The sequence below is a fragment of the Sphingobacterium spiritivorum genome (assembly GCF_016725325.1).
Classification (GTDB): Bacteria; Bacteroidota; Bacteroidia; order Sphingobacteriales; family Sphingobacteriaceae; genus Sphingobacterium.
On the sequence record NZ_CP068083.1, the window covers coordinates 673,361 to 695,318 of the forward strand.

The following is a 21,958-nucleotide window of genomic DNA, read 5'->3' on the forward strand; positions in this document are numbered from 1 at the left end:
GATGAATCTTTCCGCGATATTTATTAAAAGACCTGTACTGACAATCGTAGTTAACGTCACGATCATTCTGTTTGGCTATATCGGTTATAGCTTTCTGGGTGTCCGGGAATACCCTTCGATTGATCCGGCGATCGTATCAGTGCGTACAAATTATGCGGGGGCCAATCCGGATATTATTGAGTCGCAGATCACAGAACCATTAGAAAAATCTATCAACTCTATTGATGGCATCCGTAATATTACCTCATCCAGTAGTCAGGGTGCAAGTAATATTACTGTAGAATTTGAACTGGAAAAAAATCTGGAAGAAGCAGCCAACGACACCCGGGACAAGGTATCACAAGCGCTGCGAAGCCTTCCTCAGGATATAGATGCTCCACCGGTAGTCTCTAAGGCGGACGCCGATTCAGAACCTATCATTACGCTGACGATGCAAAGTGACACCCGGGATAAGCTGGAACTTAGTGACTATGCTGAAAATGTAATCGGTGAGCGTTTGCAAACCATACCCGGAGTGAGTAGTGTGCAGATCTGGGGGCAACAGCGCTATGCAATGCGACTGTGGTTTGATCCGTCCAAGTTAGCGGCTTATAGTGTAACAGTCGATGATGTAAGAGCAGCATTAGGCGCACAGAATGTAGAGCTTCCATCCGGAAAAATAGTGGGAGCCAATACAGAACTTACCGTAAAAACCGTTGGAAACCTTTCTACAGAAAAAGAATTTGAAGATATTATCATCAAGGCAGACAGTGGAAGGATGGTCAAATTCAGCGATGTTGGTTATGCCAAATTACAGGCTGAAAACCTGGAAACAAAAATGGTCAGCGATGGAAAACAACTTGTGGGGGTCGCAATTATTCCTCAGCCCGGAACCAACTACATTGATATAGCCAATGATTTTTACAAATTGCTCGACCAGCTGAAAGAGGATATCCCGGAAGATATCACGCTCAATGTTGCCGCAGACAATACCACGTTTATTAAACAGTCTGTTATTGAAGTAGCGGAAACTTTATTGATTTCAATTGCACTTGTGACCTTGATTATCTACTTTTTCTTCAGAGACTGGGGGATTGCACTCAGACCTTTGCTTGATATTCCCGTATCACTGATAGCGACCTTCTTTATCATGTATATCTTTGGTTTTTCCATCAATGTACTAACCCTTTTGGCTATTGTATTAGCTACAGGTCTGGTGGTGGATGACGGTATAGTGGTCACTGAAAATATATTTAAGAAGGTAGAGGCCGGAATGTCACCTATCGAGGCTGCAATGAAGGGATCAAAGGAAATTTTCTTTGCTGTGATTTCGATCTCGGTGACCTTAGCAGCTGTGTTTCTTCCTGTCATATTTCTGCAGGGATTTGTAGGCCGGCTCTTCCGGGAATTTGGAGTCGTCATTGCCTCAGCGGTGCTTGTGTCGGCTTTCGTATCCCTGACATTGACTCCGATGCTGAATGCTTACCTCATCAAGGGGACGGGTCATGAAAAATCTAAATTCTATATCTGGACGGAGCCCTTTTTTGAAAAAATGAATAGCGGATATGCGAAGATACTCGGCCATTTTATGAAAATAAAATGGATCAGTTTTCCCATCCTGATTCTTTGTTTTGTAGTCATCGGTATTATTTTCGGATCGATCAAAAAAGAAACTGCTCCATATGATGACCGCAGCAATGTGAATATCAGTGTGACAGGTCCTGAAGGAGCGACTTTTGAATACATGGACAGATATATGCAGGAATTTGATAAGTTGATTGCGGACTCTGTCCCGGAGAATAAAATCAGTCTTGTGATGACCTCTCCTACTTTTGGAACCGGCTCTGTCAATAATGGCCGGGTGCGGATGACACTGGTAGATCCCGGAGAACGTTCCCGTTCACAGGATGAGGTCGCTTCGGAATTAACAAAATGGACTAAACAGTATGACGGCGTACGAACCAATGTTTCTCAACGTCCCACGATATCTGTCAATCGTCGTGGAGGTCTGCCGGTCCAGTATATTATACAAGCGCAGAATTTTGATAAACTACGGGAAAAGATTCCGGCATTTATGGAAGAGATCAATAATGATCCGACCTTTTCTACTACAGATATCAATCTCAAATTCAATAAACCGGAGCTGCATGTTTCTATTGACCGGGCTAAAGCCCAGACAATGGGAATTTCGGTATTAGATATCTCTCAAACGCTGCAGATGTCCCTGAGCGGTCAGCGCTTTGGTTATTTTATGAAGGATGGAAAGCAATATCAGGTGATTGGTCAGATTGAAGATGACAAAAGAGCAACACCTCTGGATCTGAGTGCAATCTTTGTTAAGAATAATCTGGGACAACTTGTACAACTTGACAACCTTGTACAGTTAAAAGAAGAGAGCAGCCCTCCGCAATTGTATCACAATAACCGGTATATGTCTGCTACTGTATCTGCAGGATTAGCGCCGGGTATGAGTATGAATGATGGTATAGCAGCCATGGATAGGGCCAAAGCTAAAGTACTGGATGAGACTTTTACGACAGATCTGAGTGGTGAATCCCGCGATTTTGTGGAGAGTAGTTCCAATACAATGTTTGCATTCGGCCTCGCATTACTGCTGATTTACCTTATTCTGGCAGCTCAGTTTGAAAGTTTTCTGGATCCGTTCATTATTATTCTGACTGTACCTATGGCGGTAGCAGGTGCGTTGATCAGTCTTTGGTTATTCGGACAGACCTGGAATATCTTCAGTCAGATCGGAACCATCATGCTTATCGGACTGGTCACAAAGAATGGTATCCTGATTGTAGAATTTGCCAATCAGCTAAGAGAAGAAGGTATGCCAAAATTTGAAGCGATTATGCACTCTGCTGAATCCAGACTTCGTCCTATTCTGATGACCAGTCTGGCTATCGCTCTAGGAGCTTTACCGATTGCAATGTCATTAGGCGCTGCAGCCACCAGTAGAATCGGAATGGGTGTAGTTATTGTCGGAGGGACTATATTCTCTCTTATACTGACATTATTTGTGATTCCCGCCATTTATTATATGTGGTCCAGAGCAAAAAAACACAGACCTGAATTTGATAATATTGAAGTTTAAAAATAGACAATGAGACATATATTGACACTCCTTACTTTGCTTTGTAGCATCAGCTTCAGCACCTACGCTCAGGAGCTGTTGACGATGGAGGATGCGCTGACAATTACGCTGGAGAATAACTTTGATATCAAAATAGCAAAAAATAACACCCGTATTGATCAGCAAAATTTCAGTTTAGGGAATGCCGGGATTCTGCCACGGGTAACAGGCAATTTTACCCGTACAAATTCCATTCAGAATTCCAGACAGGTAAGGGCTGACGGACAGGTACAGGAGCTGAATAATGCCAAAAATGATAATATGAATTACGGTGTGACATTAAACTGGACTGTTTTTGACGGATTCAAGATGTTTGCCAGATATGATCAGCTCCGTGAGATTCAGAAACAAGGCGAAACCGAGGTGAAGTATGAAATACTGACACAGGTGAGCGAAGTCATTGCGACTTATTATAATCTGGTGCAGCAACAAAAAATGCTAAAAGCACTCGATACGGCTATAGATCTCTCAGAATATCGCCTGACTATGGCGAAAAACAGATTTGAGATCGGGAAAGCAGCTAAACTGGAAGTATTGAATGCTCAGGTGGATCTCAATACGGATAAAACAGCCTTATTACAGCAAAAGGAGCTGTATGCAAATACCAAGACGTATCTTAATCAGTTAATGACCCGCGATCTGAATACACCTTTTCGTGTAATGGACAGCATTGCTATCAATGATCAGCTAAAATTGGGAGAACTGTTACAGACTGCTGAAAATCAGAATCCGCAAATCCAGCTGGCTCTGATCAATAAACGTATATCAGAATATAATCTGAAACAGATTAAAGGTGAACGTTACCCTATCATCGCGCTCAATAGTGGCTACAATTTTAATGAATCGCACTCTTCTCTGGGATTTGCCACGGAAAATAAAGGAAAGGGATTCAACTATGGAGTAACAGCTTCTGTTAATATTTTCAATGGTTTTCTCCAAAACAGAAATGAAAAAATTGCGAAGATTGAAATTGAAAATTCAGAATTGCAGATCGGACAACAGAAACAAACCATCAGCGCGCAAGTCACCACTCTTTTTCAGACTTATATAACAAATATTGGCCTCGTAGACCTGGAAAAGAAAAATGAAGAACTCGCTAAAGAGAATATGGATATTACACTGGAAAAATTCAAAATAGGTACTATTACAACATTGGAAGTACGTACAGCGCAATTGAATTATATCAATGCGATGGCCAGAAGCTATACCGCTCAGTATCAGGCAAAATTATCGGAGATCAGATTAAAGGAACTTTCGGGAAATTCATTTTAGAGTGAACTACAGAAAAAATTACCGTCTGCTATTCTTCAAATTCTACCCACTTCCTTTCCAGATATACGGGGGCAAGTAAAATACCATCCCGATACAGATGTGCTTTTACAAATGCTCCTGCTTCTGCCAGATATTTAATGCTCATCTCCGGCATACTTGCCGAATCATAATAAGCCCCATACACACACTTATAGGGGTTGTCTTTTACATCGTTGGTAAATACGGATATTAAAAACATCTTCTGGGAAGTTGTATCTGGCTTGCTATATCCAAAAACACGGTAATCCGCTCTTATGTTGTTATAGACATGAATCGTGCTGTCTGTTTTCGATATCTCCGCTCTCTGCATGGATTCTTCATCTATTGGTTCGGGATACACTTCTTTTACACGTTTTTCTTTTTCCGTAGTATCCGCCTGACTGGTATTTTGAATGGTATCTGCCAGGTGATTTGCGCTGCTATCCTTAACAGACGGATGGCTTTTAACCGGGTTTCCACAACTCCATAAAGACAGAATCACCGTTATCATAAGGAGTATTTTCATATTTATATTCAGAATAATTGATAATACCATTTAAAACTACATTTTATTAAGGAATAAACTGACAAAGATCATTCCTGATCCATTACATTCAGAAAAAATCCTGATATTTTGGAGTATCTTTATATCGGTTTTTTTGATTTAATCAGTTTGAAAAAAGACCTCCATGCTTAAACCAGATTTAATAATGCAAAAACTTATCTGTCAGACTCCCGGAGAGTTTATATATGCAGAAGCCTCTATGCCGTCATTACCGGCTAACTACACCCTGCTTCGAATGAAAAGACTGGGCATATGCGGAACAGACTATCATGCTTTTGAAGGCACACAGCCGTTTTTCAGTTATCCCAGAATATTAGGACACGAAATTGCTGCAGAGGTTGTAGAGACACAGGATGACAAGGAATTTAAAACGGGAGATCTGGTAACTATCAGTCCCTACTTCTATTGTGGCGAATGTATAGCATGCCGGAGAGGAAAGACGAACTGCTGTGTTAACATCAAAGTTTTTGGTGTCCATATTGATGGTGCTATGCAGGAATATATTGCGGTTCCTACTTCTTCTGTACGGACAGGAAAAGGATTGACAGCGGACGAGCTCGCTACAGTAGAACCTCTTGCTATTGGCGCACACGGTGTACGTCTGTCACAGATTGAAAAGGGAGATAATGTATTGATTTTAGGAGCTGGCCCAATCGGATTGGGGACAATTGCTTTTGCTAAAATTGCCGGAGGAAATGTGATTGTGTTAGATGTAAATGATAACCGGTTAAACTTTTGCAGAGAAAAACTAGGCATAGAGCATACTATCAACCCCCTAAAGATGGATGCATCAGAGCAGATAAAAAACATTACAAAAGGCGATATGGCCACAGTTATTATAGATTGTACCGGCAATCTGAATGCGATCAATACTGGTTTTCAATATCTGGCTCATGGCGGAAAATTTATAATGATAGGACTACAAAAAGGTACTATAGAAGTAGTTCACCCCGAATTTCACAAAAGAGAAGCTGTACTGATGAGTAGCAGAAATGCTCTTCCTGTGGATTTTGATTTTGTTATAAACTGCATTTGTGACGGACAAATAAAGCCATTGGACTTTATTACGCATCGCGTCGCTTTTGATGAGGTCAAAGATAAATTCAGGACTTTATCCGGCAAAGATGCTGATGTTATTAAAGCGCTGATTGTATTTGATTAAGAACAGTTCTGATCTTTAAGGCTAAAAAAGTTACTATTGCTGCCCATCCTGTAATGAGCAGCAATAGCATATTATTCAAATGATAAACTCATTTTATTATATCCCAAACCTGTCAATAAGGGTTTGAAAACTGTGATAGCATTTGTCCGTGTCTGTTGCAGAATATCAGATTTACGCACTTCTGCGGCCACTTCCTGCTCAGCACTTTTATAGGCTTCGTCTACCAGATCTGCTTCTCTGAAAAAGGCCATCTTCGTATCATATACACGGGAAGCTTTGTGGTCTATCTTGATATAGCAAATCTCCGGTTGCGGAAGTTTTATGGATACCGAATCTCCTGTGACTGTGATATCTTCTGTCTTTAGTTTGGTAAGATCGATACAACCGACAGCATCAGCTTTAATAATTAACAACACACTGGCATCGGGCAGAAACGTGGAGACATTTTTATGTTCTACCACATCGCTGAAGCGGTATTTTACCAATTCCAGTTTACCCATTGCTTCTATGCGTTCTATTAATATCTGGTGTTTACTTTCTACAGTGGTCTTGGGACTAAATTTGTCAACAATAAGCCAGCCTAAGAGTCCGACTACTGCAACTATCATTAAAATTTTTAATAATCTAATCATAGTCAGATATAATCAATTTGCAGACCACTTTTTTATATGCCTGACGGTTTGCATTCAGGAAGCCATACGAGAACACACAAAACAAATACAAAAACCTGTCTAAAAGAATTTTAAACATAATAAATTGTATTGAAAAAGATACAAATCAACCGTTCAGACCATGACAATATGTAAGTAAAAAATGAATAAAAGTCCATTGGAATTGTCAGTTCAGTTGAACCTGCCGGAATACGATTTCACCCTGTCTGATGAATATCTTCGTACCGATCGCCATTCCCATGGCGGTACTGCATCGGGATCTTTCCAGAGTCCTGTTTTATTCTTTTTAGCTTCTCTTTCGAGCCGGGCGTACAGCGGATCTTTGGAGTATCTCTTGAAGTGCCAGGCCATTCCTTGTATGATCATTTGCTGATTGACGATCTGTTTATTGGTATTCACAATAATAGCTATAGCCCTGCCGTAGCGGTCGTATTTTTCTATCTGCACTGTGACGTACTGCCCATAACACAAATCGGATAAGGCTTTTTTTGCGGCCTTTCCATACGGTTGCGATTTCTTTAGCTCCGGACTGTCAATATGTGACAACCGTATTTTGACTGGTTGACCTTCATACAGCACTTCCATGCTATCTCCGTCTATAATACGGATCACTTTGGCGCTGAAGGTCTGCCCTTTCAGATCTTTCTGCACCGACTGCCGGATCTGCTTCTGTCCATACACCGGGCAGAAGCAGGTCAGCAATGTGATCAGCAGGATCAGTCTTCCCAGCCACATAATGTCTTGCCGCTGTCTTTTGCTTTGTCAATCGTAGTCTTGACGATTTTTGAACCGCAGTTGCTCAAGCCTCTGCAATTTTCATTATAGTGGTATCTTTTAGCAGTCTTGCTGCTGCAGATATAGACTTTATCTTTTGAATCTTCCCGTGTTTCGGAAGCGGATCCGGCACGAGTATCAGATGTACCTTTAGTATCGGCAAAGGCTTTGACCGGAATATCTTTATTGGTTTCGGTACGCGGATTGGTACAGGTGATACTGTTAAAGATCAGGAGGAATATGAGGTAGGTTTTCATGGTTGATATTAGAGCAGTGATTAAAAGCATTTTTATTTTATTTCCTTAATTACATATATCAGAAGTTATATACCTAAGAATCTTAGAATTATTTTTTCTGTTTCAGATTTACTAGATGATTTAGGATACAGCTCCCAATGTTTAACATTTGAACATTTCAACCAATCACCCCATATAACTTTCATAATTTCCAAATCTGTTGGATGAACAGAAGCACCAGCATTGGTATCTGATCTGTCATATAGTTCTAAGACAAGAACCTCCAGGTCTTCAAGTAGTGGATTTGTCAAAGGCTGTATTTTATATTTAGGATTTTTCTGAAGAAAACTATCAATACTCGTTTCACCAGTTTGTAGATACTCCTTTCTAAATGTATTTATTTCTTCTCCTGTCAAATCATACGCATTATTATTGAAAACTGTCTCTATATAACCATCTGTAAGAAGAATCAATATATTCCTACGTTTATTCTTAAAAGTAGTATTGCCAATTTTTCCTTCTCCTATTTCTTTATTTACAACAAAGTCATCCACACCTTGTTGCATGTATGTCCATATATCAGAACCAAAAGGTTTTTTAATAGCTTGCCCGTGTAGTTTTTTAAATTCATTTACAAATCTTCTTTTATCGTTTTGAAAGTATTTTCGTAGATAAGCTATACGTTCAGCCTGAGTCTTAAATTCTGAAAAATCAATATTCATAAATTTTGTATCGACATTATACGCGTTGATTTGCTTTTTATTTATAAAGCCGATCCTAAATACGTCAAGCTGATTCATGGAACGCTTATGATTTAAAATTTTTGGGTAAATACTTTCAGCAATAATATCAACTATATCTACATCTGAGACAGCTTTGGGATATAGCTTTTGATTTAACCTGTTAGACAAATCAGAAGATATAGTAACATTAAAATGTTCAGTTTTATATTCGTCTTCTGTTCTTTCTCCTTTTTTATTTTCTTCTGACGCTTTTGTATTACAACTTAAAATCAAGAGAAGGATGGGTATTAATCGGATATGTTTCATTATTTAATTTTTACTCTTGTATCTAATGAATTTCTATTAATCTTATTGTTTTCCCAGTTTAATGCTACTTCTGTTGCAAAAGCAGATTTTTCACTCGCTTTTATTATAGAGTATTCCTGATGCAGGAAATCATTCCATCCTTCTAAAAAGATGTTGATTCTATCTTTTAGCGCGTCTAGAGAAACTGGGATATTATCATTCTCTACGTGACTTTTGTAGATATCAGTTGTTATTTCGATAACTTGCAATTTATTGTCTAGATCATTTTTTCTATGCTCAAGCGCAATTATCTTTTTCATCGGTAAGTTTTCTAATTCTGCTTCGCTAATTTTAATCTGAGATTTTTTATAGATAGCTTCTTGTATTTTTAATTCGATATCAGAATTAATCAATAAGATTTCATTTTCAATTTTTGCAATATCATTTTTCAGATTTTGAATATTTATCTTATTTCGTTGCTCTGCTATATCAGGATTACGATCATCTGCCATTTTATGAAGCTTTTCAAAGCAAAACTTAAACAGTAATATACCGAATGCACCTAATATAAATACCAAATAAAAGTTAGTATCCGTCCACAGATCACTCCATACCCAAGGCTTAGGATTAATTTCTGTTTGGGACTTTATATCATGAATTGATTGTGCTATTTTAATAGCAATAAAGCTATCAACCAATATTAACCCTAGTCCATATGTTAGAATTTTTGCCCAAATTTTACTGGTCATTATTCTTTCCAAACTGGCAAATATTAATGGAATAAATACAAAGAGACACACAAATAAAAATGCCATGCTGCCGTGATCCCACGCCTTATTAAACGCATCAGGATTAAACACTTGCGGACTGACTGACTCGCTGGAACTTTTTAAAGCTTTTATTGCATCCTCTTCACTATAAAGTAGGATATAGGCTGCAGACGCATAAAATACGATCAGATATATGAACAATGCAACAGCGAATATACTTGTAGTGATGAGTTCAAACCATTTAACCCCCGGTTTAACAAAGGCATTTAAGGATTCCCTGATGTGAGCTTCTAATACGGAAATTTTTTGATTTAGTGGTCTGAGTTTATTATCCTTTAAATCACTTACAGCAGATTCATTAATTAGAATTTCTGCTTTGAGATTCACAAGTTTATTACTTAAAGTCTCTTTTGTAACCTCCACTTCTGTTTCTATAGTTACAATCTGTGTATCATACCGTTCTTTTAGCTGACTTACAGATTTAACTTTTTGCTCATCAATTTTAGACAATAATCTACGTTTTTTGTCTTCAATAACATCTATATCGTTTATAAAGCCATTGTAAAGCGTATCTAAAGCTTTATCAAGGATATTATGATCTCCGTTATTCGCTAAAGAGCGGTCAAATCCCTGCTTTCTTAAACTTTCACGATTGAATGAGCTAACCTCAGCCGCGATCATAGCATTCAGAATTTTTTCGTATTCTGATTTTACATTCAGATCTTCTCCTAGCTTCTTTACTTCTTTATTCAATACCTGGGGAGGAGAATCTTCAATCGGTGGCAGACCCGCTTGAATCGCTATTGCTTTCTCTTTTAAATTATTAAAATTTGTAATTAAGCTTTCTACTGTTTCATTATGATCTGTTGCAATAATGCTTTCATGATTATTCTTTCTTGCATTAACAGACCAGTTATAAGAGCCGTGTAATACGATTCTTCTATCAATGATACAGTACTTCTGATTCATTGTTCCGTAACCTGAATTTTTAATTTTGGTGACTGTAGCCCCCTTTGTTGTCAATAGTGAAAAGTCCAGTTTTTCATTTTCCTGATTATCTGCAATTATTAATTCGACATTTACGCCATCTGATAGTCTTGACAATAAAATATCAAAAAGTTCATCATCTGTAAACCAAGCAGCTGCAATTAGAATTTCAGATTTTGCACGAGTAAGTTCAGATACTATTCGTATAAATATCTCTTTATTATTGTTCAATACTTGTTGATCAAGTGGTGGTGTTGTGGAGATCATTAGTTTTGATTTAGGATTGAATAAATTGTAATCATAATAATAGGACTATTAGTAATTATCCACTGTGAGGTGTAACTCAGACCGGTGATTATAGATTTCATCCAGATCAGTCAGTAACACTTTTTCTCCGGCATCTTTTCCGTTATGGAATAGCTCTAAGTATTTGTTTGAAGTGTTAAAATGAAATCTACAGATTGGCTTACGGTTATTGTTATCCAACAAGACGCCGAAATAAGACTGGGTATCACGGTGCGCAATTCTTTCGGAAGATATCTTCTCCCGAAGAATAGCTTTTACAATCTGGAAAGCTTCCATTTCTTCGTCCGTAGTAACAACCTTTTCACTGTCTTTATTTTCATCAATGGAAATGGGATTACTGTTGTCCTGTTTCTCGATTTTCTCATTGATATGCAAGGCAGACTTTAACCGGTCGCTGATGGATTCGTTGATAGAAACTGTCAACGCCTTTTTAGTATACTCCTTAAATACCGTCATACGGCTTGCCGTTAATGATTTGTCAAAAAAACGATTGACCAATAGCTTGACCATTTCATCGGACGGATTCTCAATTTCCTTTTCAAATTCTTTTCGAATAGCTTTGATGTATTTTAAGGCTTCTGCCGAATCCAGAATATTTTCGAGATTGTACTGATTCTTAGCAAAGCTTTCCAGAATTTTGATAGAACTGTCTTTCAGATCTTCGATATCAATGGTTAGAAAGGGTTTTTCATCCATAATATTCGGCTTCTCCAGATCGGTATAAAAATTATACTTCAATCCATTGGTTAACACTCCAAATCGGGATTTGGAAACATGGTAGTAGCGATGCAACTGTGAGTTGTGGGCATCCGCACTTTCTTTCCAATGCTTGCATTCTATGATGAGAATAGGCTCATCATTATTTCGGATTACATAATCTACTTTTTCACCTTTTTTGGTTCCGATATCACAGATAAACTCCGGTATTACTTCGGTAGGATTAAAGATATCATACCCCAATAGTTGAATAAAGGGTAATACAAAAGCATTCTTTGTAGCTTCTTCGGTATTGATCTGATCCTTCAGACCATTGACCCGTTGGTGCAGTTGCTCCAGTTTGAGTTTAAGTTCCATATTCATCAGGTTAGATCGATTCGTCTATTATTTCGGCAGCTGGTGCATTTGTTTTCACGGATTCGATTCCATTGTCACGCCCGGCATTGTTGGCGTACATCTGACTGGTGCCTATAATCTCTCCGTTTCCGGCTTTGAGATTGAAATAGTATTTTCCGTTTTTAGCTTCTTTTCTGTCGTAACGATTGTCCAAAGGAGCATTGGTCTTTACAGATGCTATCCCATTCTGACAGGATGCTTTTGTCTTATAGCCTTCACTGGTGAGAATGACCTGCCCATTCGTCGCTTCGAGGTTAAACTGGTATTCTCCATTTGTTCTTGTTGTCAGTATAAATTTTCCCATTTTTGATTTTTTTAATTATTTAACTCCTCAAAAGTAGATAGGGCGACGGGGCTTTATTTACGGGAACCCGTAAAGCATAGAAGTATTTTAAAAATTTCTGACAGAGAGTTTTATAACTATAAAAAGCAGACTATCCTTAAAAAGGGAAGGGAATAGAAACTATTCCCTTATATCCCCAAAACATCACAAAAAAAACAGTATAATACTGATAATAAAAACTTTACAGCTCCAAAAACAGTTTAGTTAAAGCAACAGAAATCCTGCTATTCCTTTTATCCGGAACAAATCTGTACTTGAAAATATAATTATGATTTAGATCAGGAACTTATATAATCCCGATGTCTTTACAGAAAGCGATGAGTTGCTCATTCTTTGTAAAGTCTAGAGATTCTTTCATATGATTAAGACGTTTCTCCACGCTGCTTAGTCCGGAAGGTTTAATATTCCGCTGCTGCAGATGGAAGGGTATATCTTTTTGCATAACTCCCTGAGAGAGCAGGGAAATAATTGTGATATCAAAATCAGCAAATTCGTAAGAATTTCGTTCTTTGACAATTGGCTTTAGATTAGGAGAACGGTATTTCCGGTTCTGATAGATGGCATTAATAGCTTCTTTCAGAAACTGAGCATCATTACGTGCCTTTCTGACATAGGCATCAATATTCAACTCTTCAAAAAGAGTATCGATTATCTGAGCCTTATCTTCTGCAGAAAATACGATGATTTTTAATGTGGGTTGTTCCTGTTTGACAGCTTTGATAAGATCATCACCATTAGGGAGCCGTTGCCGATATTGATCTTCCTCAAAAGAAAGATCAGTTATGAGCAAATCATATGGCTGATCTGCTTTCAAAGCTTTTTCTATGCGGGTCAGGGCGTCATCACAGTAATACACATAGTCTGTATGTTGTATTCCGAGATCAGCCAGTGTTTTCCGTACTGAAATATTGGCACTTTCATGGTCCTCTGCAATTAATACTTTTCTAAACATCCTTTGTCAATTTAAGATACAGGAAAAGAAAACTGTATTTTCAATCCTCTTTCCGTTTGAGTTTCAAAGTTAATTGCTCCCTGAATATTCTCAATACGGGTTCCCGTATTTTTCAAACCATTCTTAAATTGGAGAGTATCTTTTATGCCTATTCCATTATCAGAATAAGAGATTTGGATTCGATTATCACTCCTTTCGAATTTCACAGCAACATTACTGGCGCCACTATGTTTTTTCATATTCACCATGAATTCCTGGAGAATATGTTCTATTTCATACTTAACCTTCGCATCCACTTTCTTCCACAGTTCCTCTGTATTTCCGATCAATACAACCTTGACGTGATCTGTAGCAAAAGATCTTAACAGAGCAGCTATTTTTTCATGGAAATTCTGGTGTTCAAATTCAATTTTTTCATAGGATATGTCTCTGGATTTTTCATACATATCTTCCAGTTTATCCAGTACATTCTCCCGGTTTAAATCTTCCTGATTCTCGATCTCGGTCATCACCCGATACAATCCGTTCGCTACTACATCATGTACCTTTTTTGAAGTTCGCAACTGATTCTCCCGGATAGCAGTTTCAGCTTTCAACTCCAGACGTTGCTTTCGTTTTCTATACAAGATTATGCCAATAACTGAACCTGATAAAGTAACAAAAATTAGACTGACAAGCTGGAATCTTTTCTTGGTATTATCCTGTTGCAGTTTCAGGTTATCTGTCTTATGTTTTTCAGTTTCGTACCGTATTAATGCAAACTGATTTTTTGCTGCATTGCGGGCTGTCTGTACACTATCATCTAGTGTCTGATAGATTTCAAAATAATGTTTTGATATAGTGGAAGGACTGAGCTTAATCAGTTTTTGCAAGGCTTCCAATTGATCATTAGCACTTTTTATTTCCTTAGCTACGGTATACATACGGTTTGCAAAGAACAGAGCCGAGTCAGGAATCCTTGTATGATAATAATCAGAAAGATGTGCATAGCTTGAATTCTGCCCCCAAAGATCTTTTTCTTCCACACGGATAGCTAACGCTTTAAAAAGCTCAGGTCTGGCATCATAATTTGAATTTTGAAGCCATTTTGTATAGGAAATATTAGTTAGTGCACGAGCATATTCAATTTTATTTTTACTTGCTCCTGCCAGAATATGCTGATACAATTTTAATGACTCAGTATAGTTACCAATTTCCTGATAAATCTTTGCCATATTGTTCAGATAAACACGTGTATTCAAAGAATCTTCAGAAAATTTAACCGCCAATTCATAAAACCTTAAAGAGTTACTATAGTCTTTTAGATTATATGTGGCAACTCCAAGATTATTATAGTTAGAGCCGAGATAATATTGGTGTTTTTTTATATTTTCATTTAAATATTTAATTGCTTCTAAGGATGTTTCTTGTCCACCGAAAAAGTCACCTTGCTCTGTTAGCGTGATTGCATTATTTATCAAACATTTACCCGCTCCCAAACTATCATTTACAGCCAAGAATAGTTCTTTTGCTTTATCAAAATAAATAAAAGCGCTGTCTAGTTTGTTTATTTCAACAAATTCAAATGCTTTATCAAAATAAGGGTTAACAACCACTTTTTCGTCATCATCTGCTTCTTTGCTACAGGATAAAAAAGATATAAACAACAAGTATAAAAAAAGAGGTCTCAAGACAAGTATAATTTCCTCTAAATTACAAAAAAAAATAAACCAAAGAGTATATCCCTTTGGTTTATTAGTGTTGCATGAAGTATTCTTTTATAGCACACTCTTGTCTTCAAAGTAATATCAGAAATCTGATATTCTAAATCTAATTGAGAAAATGTTCTAAAGGAAGTAGGGCGGTCACCCCTGCCCTACTTTTCTATTCTATTTAGGACGAACCTGCCCCGTGTCACCTCCAGTATCTCCGTCATCCGGTGTATCTGGATCATTAGTATTGTTATAGGTTGTCGCCGCACCGTTATTATTGTGAGTTGTAGGTGTGCCTGAAGGAGATATAAGTCCTAATAATAAAGCAATAAAAAATGATAACATAAGTCAAAAATTTTAAAAGTGAAATACTCTGTAGTTCACCGCGAAACCGATCGCGGCGATTGCTACACGTTGTAAATCAGAAGGCCTTCTGAAATTTTTGGGAAGTGGGTGAGATTCAAACACGGAAGCGGGTAACTGCTTCCCAAACCGGCTACTAACCTCCGTGTTATCTTCTCTTTTTTGAAATCAGTTTTGTATCTTTATTCAGCTATTGAAGCTGAGCTTGATCTGATTGCTGAAACAAAATTATTGACGTAAACACCTAAAAAATAAATAATTCCGCTAATTCGGATGGGATTCCGATAATTCCGACAGAATTCCGGAAAACCGTAAAAATTCCGGAAATTCCGGTGTATTTTTATTCCTAAATTTTTGAAAAATGTTTATTGATTATCAAGAAATAATAATTGACAGGTATAAGGAGATAAAAGAAAAAGGTGATCTTCCGAATAATTTAGTTCATCTTACTCCGGCAAACTTGAGAAACGAATGTCTTAATGTTTGTGAGCATAGATTTATTGAAAATGAGGATATCTTAAGCTCATTTTTTGGTTCATCAATAAGTCAGGAAGCTTATTATAAACTTATTTGGCAAATAAATATTGAACGTTTCCAGCCTCTTATTAATTTCTTAAATAACAGAACGCAAAAGACAGATACTAAAAACATTGAGCTCCTTGCCTGGCTAATTGATTTCACTCCCAGACCGTACAGTAAATGGAAAATAGAAAGCAGATCAAATAACCGTGAGAATACTACAGATAGGACTGAAACTCCAATCGATTCAATACTTCTGGAATTAACCCCTTCAAATCAAAATGAAAGCGAAAGGATTTCAGATAATAATGAAATAGAAGATTCCGAAGAAAAAACAAATTATCAGTCTGAAATAGACCCTACAAAAGAAGAAAATGAACAGATCCCTGACACTATAGCAACATCTTCTTCATCAAACATTCCGAAAACAACTTTCTTTACTCCTCCTAAGAAAACATGGTTTAAACGAAATATTAAGCAAACAGCATTGAGTCTTGTGGCAGCAACAACATTATGCGGAGGTACATATATGGTCGCATACAATGGAAGTCAGGGTTGCATGTACTGGACGGGTGACCACTACAAATCCATTCCCTGTCAGGAAAAAGTGGAGGGTGCAACAGTATTGGCTTTAGATTCTGCAAAACTGCTCAACTTTAAAAAAATAAATGTTCCCGATACCTTGACAATAAGTTCTCTGAACACGCTCTGGTATACTAAAATAACCGTGGATAGTGCAGAGTTCTATACGAGCAGCGGATTTCACCCGCTATTTCCGGAGAAAAGATTAAAACCGGTAACTCTATATATTCTGAATAAATATGTACTGAATAAATAAACAGGGTAAGAACAAAAAAAGGGAGCTGTTAAAATAAATTTTAATAGCTCCCTTTTTATTGTAAGATAGCAACAGTTTGTTATTCTATACCAGTTGCAGTTTCATCATAATATCGGTTTGTTCCTCATCGCCTAATCTGAAGATATGTTTATCAAATTCCACAAAACCATTTTTCTTATAGAATCGTATTGCCCGTGGATTCTCCTCCCATACTCCTAACCAGACATAAGAAGCATTATTTTCCTGTGCAATTTGTATCGCTTTATCATATAGCAGCTGACCGACTTTCTGACCATGGAATTCCTTCAATACGTAGATCCGCTCAATTTCGATCGCCTTATCATCTTTAAGCTCTGTTTGAGATTGTCCCCAGTTCAGCTTCAGATAACCGATCACTTCACTATTGAGCACAGCAAAATAGAATGCAGAATCCGGATCCTGCAGTTCAGCGGTCAGCTTATCCAATGCGAATCCTTCATCCAGATATTTAAGCATATTTTCTTCTGAATTCTCTGTAGAAAAAGTTTCCGAGAAAGTCCGCTTACCAATCTGTTGCAATTGGTCTATATCACTAAGCGTAACTTTATTTATAATAATATTTCCCATACTGTTTTGAGCTTTTACTGTACAAAGATACCGTATTGTAACCGGTGCAGACTAGAACAGTCTGTTAATTTAATGTTTTAGTAATAAGTCAGCTACTGTACCGATAATAAGAATGGCTACAGAAAATGAAACCGTACCTAAAACATAGGCAAAAAAAGCTTTCACATAATTAACAGCCTTTTTGCCATCAAAGAAGTTTCCAATTCCCCATGTGGTATATATTAACGCTACCACTGAAGCGATCGGTAAAAGAGCCAGATGAGTAGTTCCTTCCAATAGTGCAAATAATGCGCACAATAACATTTCGATCCCAATTACAAAACATAAAAGGATGACTATCTCATAAAAATTGACATCATGTTTTCTGAAAAACAATCTTACCCATGCTGCTATGAAGATACCCATAATTAAATTCGCATAACCATAATGCCCCTGTACCCATTGATTTAGATAGTTAACAGCAGATGCCTTTTGCGCTTCCTCAATATTTATATAACCTTCTTCAATATGAAAAAAATGGGCTGTCAGCGAATAGATGAGTGAAGTGACGACAATAAAAATGATCGGCTTAACAAGTCTGTTTCTGTTTTCTGAGATGAATTCACGAACACTTGCTCCGGGATGAAGCAGTAATGCCTTTATCGTATAAAGAATTCCCTTTTCAAAATGTAAGACGTGTTCAATTTCGTGTTTAATATAATGACCGTTTATCCGTTCCAATTTCACTTTTTGCCCACAGTCTGAACAATAATTACCGGCAATAAGCGCATTGCAATTACTACAGTTTTCAGCCATTTAGTTTTAGATTTAGCATTAATAATGATTTCAATTCTTTTCAAGGCAAAGTTAATTATTGTCCTAATAAAAATGTGAAAGACAAAAAGAAAATTGTCTGCTTTTCTAAAATTCTTAATGCTTAGGATTACTATGATATTCTTCGTCAGATAGTACAATGGTCTGGTATGATCTGCAATGAAATTGTATACAGATTACGGATTGTACTACCAATATTACCTGTAAGGGTTTGTCAATTGGTATTCTTATCTTGTAAAATATACTTTTGTATAGATAAATGAAAGCCATGGAAGATATCATTAATTTTCGTAACATTCATGAATACAACGTATTCAATAACAATGAGACGTTGCATCCGTTGGTAAGTATTGTTGATCTTGATAAAGCTGAGCCACGTCAGCTTAGAAGATTGCAATATGATTTCTATACTGTATTCTTTAAAAAAATACATTGCGGAGACCTGCGTTATGGTCTGAATAATTATGATTACGAAGAAGGTACTTTGATCTTTTTGGCTCCCGGTCAGGTTATAGGTGAAAACGGAGATACCTATTATCAACCTCAGGGCACAGCTCTGGTATTTCATCCGGACTTACTTTTGGGTACATCGCTTGGAAAAAATATACGGGACTATACTTTTTTTTCTTATGCAGTAAATGAAGCTTTGCACCTGTCTGAACAGGAGCGAAAGATTATTCTTGATTGTTTTGAAAAAATCCGATACGAACTGAAACATAGTATCGATAAGCATACCAGACAATTGATTGTTTCGAATATTGAATTGTTTTTGAATTACTGTGAAAGGTTCTATGACAGGCAATTTATTACAAGAGATAATGTAAATAAAGGTGTCCTAGAAAGATTTGAAGAATCGCTGAACAGTTATTTCGCTTCTGAAAAACCTTACAGTATAGGTTTACCTTCTGTAGCATATTTTGCAGACGAACTGAATCTGTCTTCTAATTATTTTGGAGACCTTATAAAAAAGGAAACGGGAAAATCCGCTCAGGAATATATTCAGAATAAAATCATTGATATTGCGAAGGATAAAATATTCGACAGCAATAAAACCATTAGTGAAATTGCTTATGAATTAGGCTTCAGATATCCTCAGCATTTCAGCAGATTATTTAAACAAAGGGTTGGGTATACGCCAAATGAATACAGAAGCTTAAACTAAACAAATCATAAAAAATTATCTATTGCCATCCCGTCACCGGAAGTATCAACTATTATTGCAAAATTAGAAGTTGAAACAGCCCGCAACCGCCCGTCGGAATACTCAAATTTGTAGAAAGGATTTGATGTTGTACTGTAGAGAGACCAAACTATGTTTCCATCTCTATCCAACTTGGCTATAAAACCTTCATTTCCCATCTCCCCTTCGCCACAAACAAAATTATATGCGCTGTCTGTTGTAATCTGATCATTGATCTGGCAAACGGACCATATGTCATTGTCATATTTTTCAATAATTTCATTTAAGGAAGTTATTCCTGAAACATTATAATGGTATTCCTTTCCGAAAGTATTCCTTATTTCCGGGTTTTCATTCCAGGAGATATCAATTAACTTCATTCTTCCATCTGAAAAAACTATTGCATCTATTCCTACCAGTTCCGACAGAAGCCAATGTTCCTGTATCGTATTATACATTACCTTATCTTTCATACCTATTAAAATTAAAAGATTCAGATGAAACTCAGCAATTAAAATTCTGATTGCATTAAAATGATTATGGGTAATCCCACTGCAAAAGAGTCTCAACTGATAGATTCCAAAACTTGCAAATGAAGGGAAGTCCAGAGAATCACTCGCTCAATATACTTCATAAAACCAGACAATGATAGCGACTTCACAAAAGTAACAGTCTGTGCAATATGGTGGAAACGAATATTTCTCAGAAATCTGCAAAAATATACCAGTACCAGTCGAATATGTATTGTCCCAAAAGACCTTTCACTTAATGACTAATTTTAAAATGTGCAAACGTTGTGCACATCATTTACTAATCTTTAAATTTTTTAAAAAATGAAAAAATTAAATGGAATGAAGAGCTTCTCTTCTTTAGAAAACAAAAAATTAGATGTTGAAAACCAGGAAGGTGTTGCCGGAGGTCGTGCTCAGGAACGTTTCTCCGAAGTCACTTCTAATTTCTTAAATGCTGACGGTGCACGGGATTATGACATGTACGTTGGTGGCCGGTTTGTGGGCCGTGGATGGGATACATCAAACTGTGAAATTTCTCATTACTAATTAATCTTAACATGTACACATGGGGTGTACATTATTCACTAATCTCTAAATTTTTAAAAGATGAAAAATTTAAATGGAATGAAGAGTTTCTCTTCATTAGAAAACAAAAAACTGGATTTGAACAGTTCTACAGCAGTATTAGGTAGTTTGGAAGGCCCTAAGTATATCATGTCTAATTTTCTGAATGAAAACGGATGTAGAGATGTTGACTACTACCACGGTGGTAAATGGCGCGCAAGATCTTACGATTGTTCAGGTTGTTAATCCTTCAATTTTAAAGAAATGAAAAAGTTAACAGGAATGAAGGACTTTTCTGCTTTAGAAGAGAAGAAAGTCGACTTGAATGTCATCGGTGGATTAGCCATGTCGATGAACCAGGGTATCTATGAAATCCAATCAAACTTCGTAGATGCACATGGTTGCCACGATGTAGATGTGTATGATGGAAATGGCGGTGCATACTTATCAAGAGTATGGATCAAAGACGGACGATTCCCTCACTTTGATTAAACCCGATCTCATTTTTCACACATTTTTTAAGTGTAGGCTGCTTGCAAAAGCAGCTTACATTAAAAAAGCATAATCCTTAATATACCAAACCATTTAAAAGTATGATTTTAATCATCTCAAAAAACAATGAAACCACGACCACAACGGTCATAAAATGGCTTCAGGCATTACATAAACCCTTTATCCGCATTCATGAAGATGAGGTTTTTGAAATCCATACTTCTAAAAAAAGAATCGTATTAAAAAGTCAGCGGAATCAGTTTTTTCTGGACGAAATAAGCGCGGTATGGTATAGACGGGGAGGTATGGTATTTAATGAACTAAAATATCATAATCAAGCTGTAGATCGCTACATGTTTGAGGTACAACATTGGTTAACGGATTATGTAATCCAGACTCTGGAAGGAAAGAAACACCTAAACAAGCAAAGCAACAGCCATGTAAACAAACTGTTGGTTTTGGAAAAAGCAAAAGAAGCAGGATTGGATGTACCGGACTACTTTTTAGCGGAGGATATGCAAGATGTTATCCTTAATCGGACTATTGTAAAGCCCATCTCCGGAACACCGATAATAGATGATATTCAGGAAAACCAGAGTGGAATCATGTATACATCGCTGATCGAGCAAAAGCAAGAATCAGATTTCTATATTTCTTTTTTTCAGGAGAAGATCGAAAAAGATTTTGAAGTAAGAAGCTTCTTTTTAAACGGAGAAATTTACTCGACAGCTATTATCTCACAAAACGATGAAAAGACCCGAATAGATCATAGAAGATACAATACGCAGACACCCAATAGAAATGTACGATATAAACTGCCGGCAGAAGTAGAACAAAAAATTAATGTATTGATGCAATCCTTAGACTTAAACAGCGGTTCTCTGGATTTTATCAAATCCGGGGATAAATTTTTCTTTCTGGAAATTAATGCCATTGGTCAGTTCTTAGGGATGTCAAATACCTGCAACTATGGTTTGGAAAAAGAAATAGCAGCATACTTATAATATGGAAGACAAAGTAAAAGACCTGATACAGCAAGAGAGGAACAAACTGCCATTGACCTTC

The 21,958-nt window shown here is 37.0% G+C and carries 23 protein-coding genes; 9 read left to right on the forward strand and 14 right to left on the reverse strand.

The genetic code is table 11. The features are described from left to right. Position 1: 1 nt before the first annotated feature. Both I6J02_RS02570 and I6J02_RS02575 read left to right on the forward strand, forming a co-directional pair. Positions 2-3,079 (forward strand): efflux RND transporter permease subunit, encoded by a 3,078-nt coding sequence (locus I6J02_RS02570; protein WP_201680273.1) that lies wholly within the window; start codon positions 2-4, stop codon positions 3,077-3,079. A gap of 9 nt (positions 3,080-3,088) precedes the next feature. Then, positions 3,089-4,390, forward strand: coding sequence for a TolC family protein (locus I6J02_RS02575; RefSeq protein ID WP_201680274.1), 1,302 nt, complete (start codon positions 3,089-3,091; stop codon positions 4,388-4,390). Between the two features lie 28 nt (positions 4,391-4,418). Here the strand turns inward: I6J02_RS02575 and I6J02_RS02580 are convergent, their stop codons facing one another. Beyond that, positions 4,419-4,934: a hypothetical protein gene (locus I6J02_RS02580; protein ID WP_236582264.1), complete on the reverse strand. Its 516-nt coding sequence runs from the start codon at positions 4,932-4,934 to the stop codon at positions 4,419-4,421. 184 nt (positions 4,935-5,118) lie between these two features. Here I6J02_RS02580 and I6J02_RS02585 point away from each other — a divergent pair, with 184 nt between their 5' ends. Continuing rightward, entirely contained in the window at positions 5,119-6,135 is a 1,017-nt protein-coding gene (locus I6J02_RS02585) for a zinc-binding alcohol dehydrogenase family protein (protein WP_201680276.1), read from the forward strand. 71 nt (positions 6,136-6,206) lie between these two features. Here the strand turns inward: I6J02_RS02585 and I6J02_RS02590 are convergent, their stop codons facing one another. The 10 genes from I6J02_RS02590 to I6J02_RS02635 form a co-directional block, all read right to left on the reverse strand. Continuing rightward, the gene (locus tag I6J02_RS02590; RefSeq protein ID WP_201680277.1) at positions 6,207-6,767 is read right to left on the reverse strand and encodes a DUF4230 domain-containing protein; all 561 of its coding nucleotides are present in this window, start codon (positions 6,765-6,767) and stop codon (positions 6,207-6,209) included. 210 nt (positions 6,768-6,977) lie between these two features. Next, positions 6,978-7,541, reverse strand: coding sequence for a thermonuclease family protein (locus I6J02_RS02595; RefSeq protein WP_201680278.1), 564 nt, complete (start codon positions 7,539-7,541; stop codon positions 6,978-6,980). Then, on the reverse strand, positions 7,523-7,837 hold the full coding sequence (locus tag I6J02_RS02600; protein ID WP_201680279.1) for a hypothetical protein: 315 nt from the start codon (positions 7,835-7,837) through the stop codon (positions 7,523-7,525). Before I6J02_RS02600 ends, I6J02_RS02595 begins: the two co-directional genes overlap by 19 nt. A 65-nt stretch (positions 7,838-7,902) precedes the next feature. Beyond that, a complete protein-coding gene (locus I6J02_RS02605; RefSeq protein WP_201680280.1) occupies positions 7,903-8,865 on the reverse strand; it encodes a hypothetical protein in 963 nt (320 codons plus the stop codon). Then, on the reverse strand, positions 8,865-10,868 hold the full coding sequence (locus I6J02_RS02610) for a phospholipase D-like domain-containing protein (protein WP_201680281.1): 2,004 nt from the start codon (positions 10,866-10,868) through the stop codon (positions 8,865-8,867). Before I6J02_RS02610 ends, I6J02_RS02605 begins: the two co-directional genes overlap by 1 nt. A gap of 48 nt (positions 10,869-10,916) precedes the next feature. Next, the gene (locus I6J02_RS02615; protein WP_201680282.1) at positions 10,917-11,981 is read right to left on the reverse strand and encodes a type I restriction endonuclease; all 1,065 of its coding nucleotides are present in this window, start codon (positions 11,979-11,981) and stop codon (positions 10,917-10,919) included. A 10-nt stretch (positions 11,982-11,991) separates the two neighbouring features. Beyond that, positions 11,992-12,324 carry a YegP family protein gene (locus tag I6J02_RS02620; RefSeq protein WP_201680283.1) on the reverse strand — a complete coding sequence of 111 codons (333 nt, stop codon included), beginning with the start codon at positions 12,322-12,324 and terminating at the stop codon, positions 11,992-11,994. A 325-nt stretch (positions 12,325-12,649) separates the two neighbouring features. Next, the gene (locus I6J02_RS02625) at positions 12,650-13,315 is read right to left on the reverse strand and encodes a response regulator (protein ID WP_201680284.1); all 666 of its coding nucleotides are present in this window, start codon (positions 13,313-13,315) and stop codon (positions 12,650-12,652) included. 11 nt (positions 13,316-13,326) lie between these two features. Then, positions 13,327-14,964 carry a tetratricopeptide repeat-containing sensor histidine kinase gene (locus I6J02_RS02630; RefSeq protein ID WP_236582265.1) on the reverse strand — a complete coding sequence of 546 codons (1,638 nt, stop codon included), beginning with the start codon at positions 14,962-14,964 and terminating at the stop codon, positions 13,327-13,329. Positions 14,965-15,183: 219 nt separating this feature from the next. Next, complete coding sequence (locus I6J02_RS02635; RefSeq protein WP_201680285.1) at positions 15,184-15,351, reverse strand: hypothetical protein; 168 nt, start codon at positions 15,349-15,351, stop codon at positions 15,184-15,186. Between the two features lie 379 nt (positions 15,352-15,730). Here I6J02_RS02635 and I6J02_RS02640 point away from each other — a divergent pair, with 379 nt between their 5' ends. After that, the gene (locus I6J02_RS02640; protein WP_201680286.1) at positions 15,731-16,726 is read left to right on the forward strand and encodes a hypothetical protein; all 996 of its coding nucleotides are present in this window, start codon (positions 15,731-15,733) and stop codon (positions 16,724-16,726) included. Positions 16,727-16,810: 84 nt separating this feature from the next. Here the strand turns inward: I6J02_RS02640 and I6J02_RS02645 are convergent, their stop codons facing one another. Both I6J02_RS02645 and I6J02_RS02650 read right to left on the reverse strand, forming a co-directional pair. Further along, complete coding sequence (locus tag I6J02_RS02645) at positions 16,811-17,332, reverse strand: GNAT family N-acetyltransferase (protein ID WP_201680287.1); 522 nt, start codon at positions 17,330-17,332, stop codon at positions 16,811-16,813. Positions 17,333-17,401: 69 nt separating this feature from the next. After that, positions 17,402-18,127, reverse strand: coding sequence for a DUF3667 domain-containing protein (locus I6J02_RS02650; RefSeq protein WP_201680288.1), 726 nt, complete (start codon positions 18,125-18,127; stop codon positions 17,402-17,404). A gap of 286 nt (positions 18,128-18,413) precedes the next feature. On the opposite strand from I6J02_RS02650, the gene I6J02_RS02655 reads away from it, so the two are divergent. Beyond that, complete coding sequence (locus tag I6J02_RS02655) at positions 18,414-19,307, forward strand: helix-turn-helix domain-containing protein (protein ID WP_201680289.1); 894 nt, start codon at positions 18,414-18,416, stop codon at positions 19,305-19,307. A 5-nt stretch (positions 19,308-19,312) separates the two neighbouring features. On the opposite strand, the gene I6J02_RS02660 is transcribed toward I6J02_RS02655, so the two are convergent. Continuing rightward, positions 19,313-19,798 carry a hypothetical protein gene (locus I6J02_RS02660; protein ID WP_201680290.1) on the reverse strand — a complete coding sequence of 162 codons (486 nt, stop codon included), beginning with the start codon at positions 19,796-19,798 and terminating at the stop codon, positions 19,313-19,315. A gap of 360 nt (positions 19,799-20,158) precedes the next feature. On the opposite strand from I6J02_RS02660, the gene I6J02_RS02665 reads away from it, so the two are divergent. From I6J02_RS02665 to gwsG, 4 genes are all read left to right on the forward strand, one after another. Further along, the gene (locus I6J02_RS02665) at positions 20,159-20,383 is read left to right on the forward strand and encodes a TIGR04139 family peptide modification target (RefSeq protein WP_201680291.1); all 225 of its coding nucleotides are present in this window, start codon (positions 20,159-20,161) and stop codon (positions 20,381-20,383) included. Positions 20,384-20,443: 60 nt separating this feature from the next. After that, positions 20,444-20,647, forward strand: coding sequence for a TIGR04139 family peptide modification target (locus I6J02_RS02670; protein WP_201680292.1), 204 nt, complete (start codon positions 20,444-20,446; stop codon positions 20,645-20,647). Between the two features lie 36 nt (positions 20,648-20,683). Beyond that, the gene (locus I6J02_RS02675; protein ID WP_236582266.1) at positions 20,684-20,893 is read left to right on the forward strand and encodes a TIGR04139 family peptide modification target; all 210 of its coding nucleotides are present in this window, start codon (positions 20,684-20,686) and stop codon (positions 20,891-20,893) included. Between the two features lie 101 nt (positions 20,894-20,994). Beyond that, positions 20,995-21,897 carry a grasp-with-spasm system ATP-grasp peptide maturase gene (gene gwsG, locus I6J02_RS02680; protein WP_201680294.1) on the forward strand — a complete coding sequence of 301 codons (903 nt, stop codon included), beginning with the start codon at positions 20,995-20,997 and terminating at the stop codon, positions 21,895-21,897. Positions 21,898-21,958 lie beyond the last annotated feature (61 nt).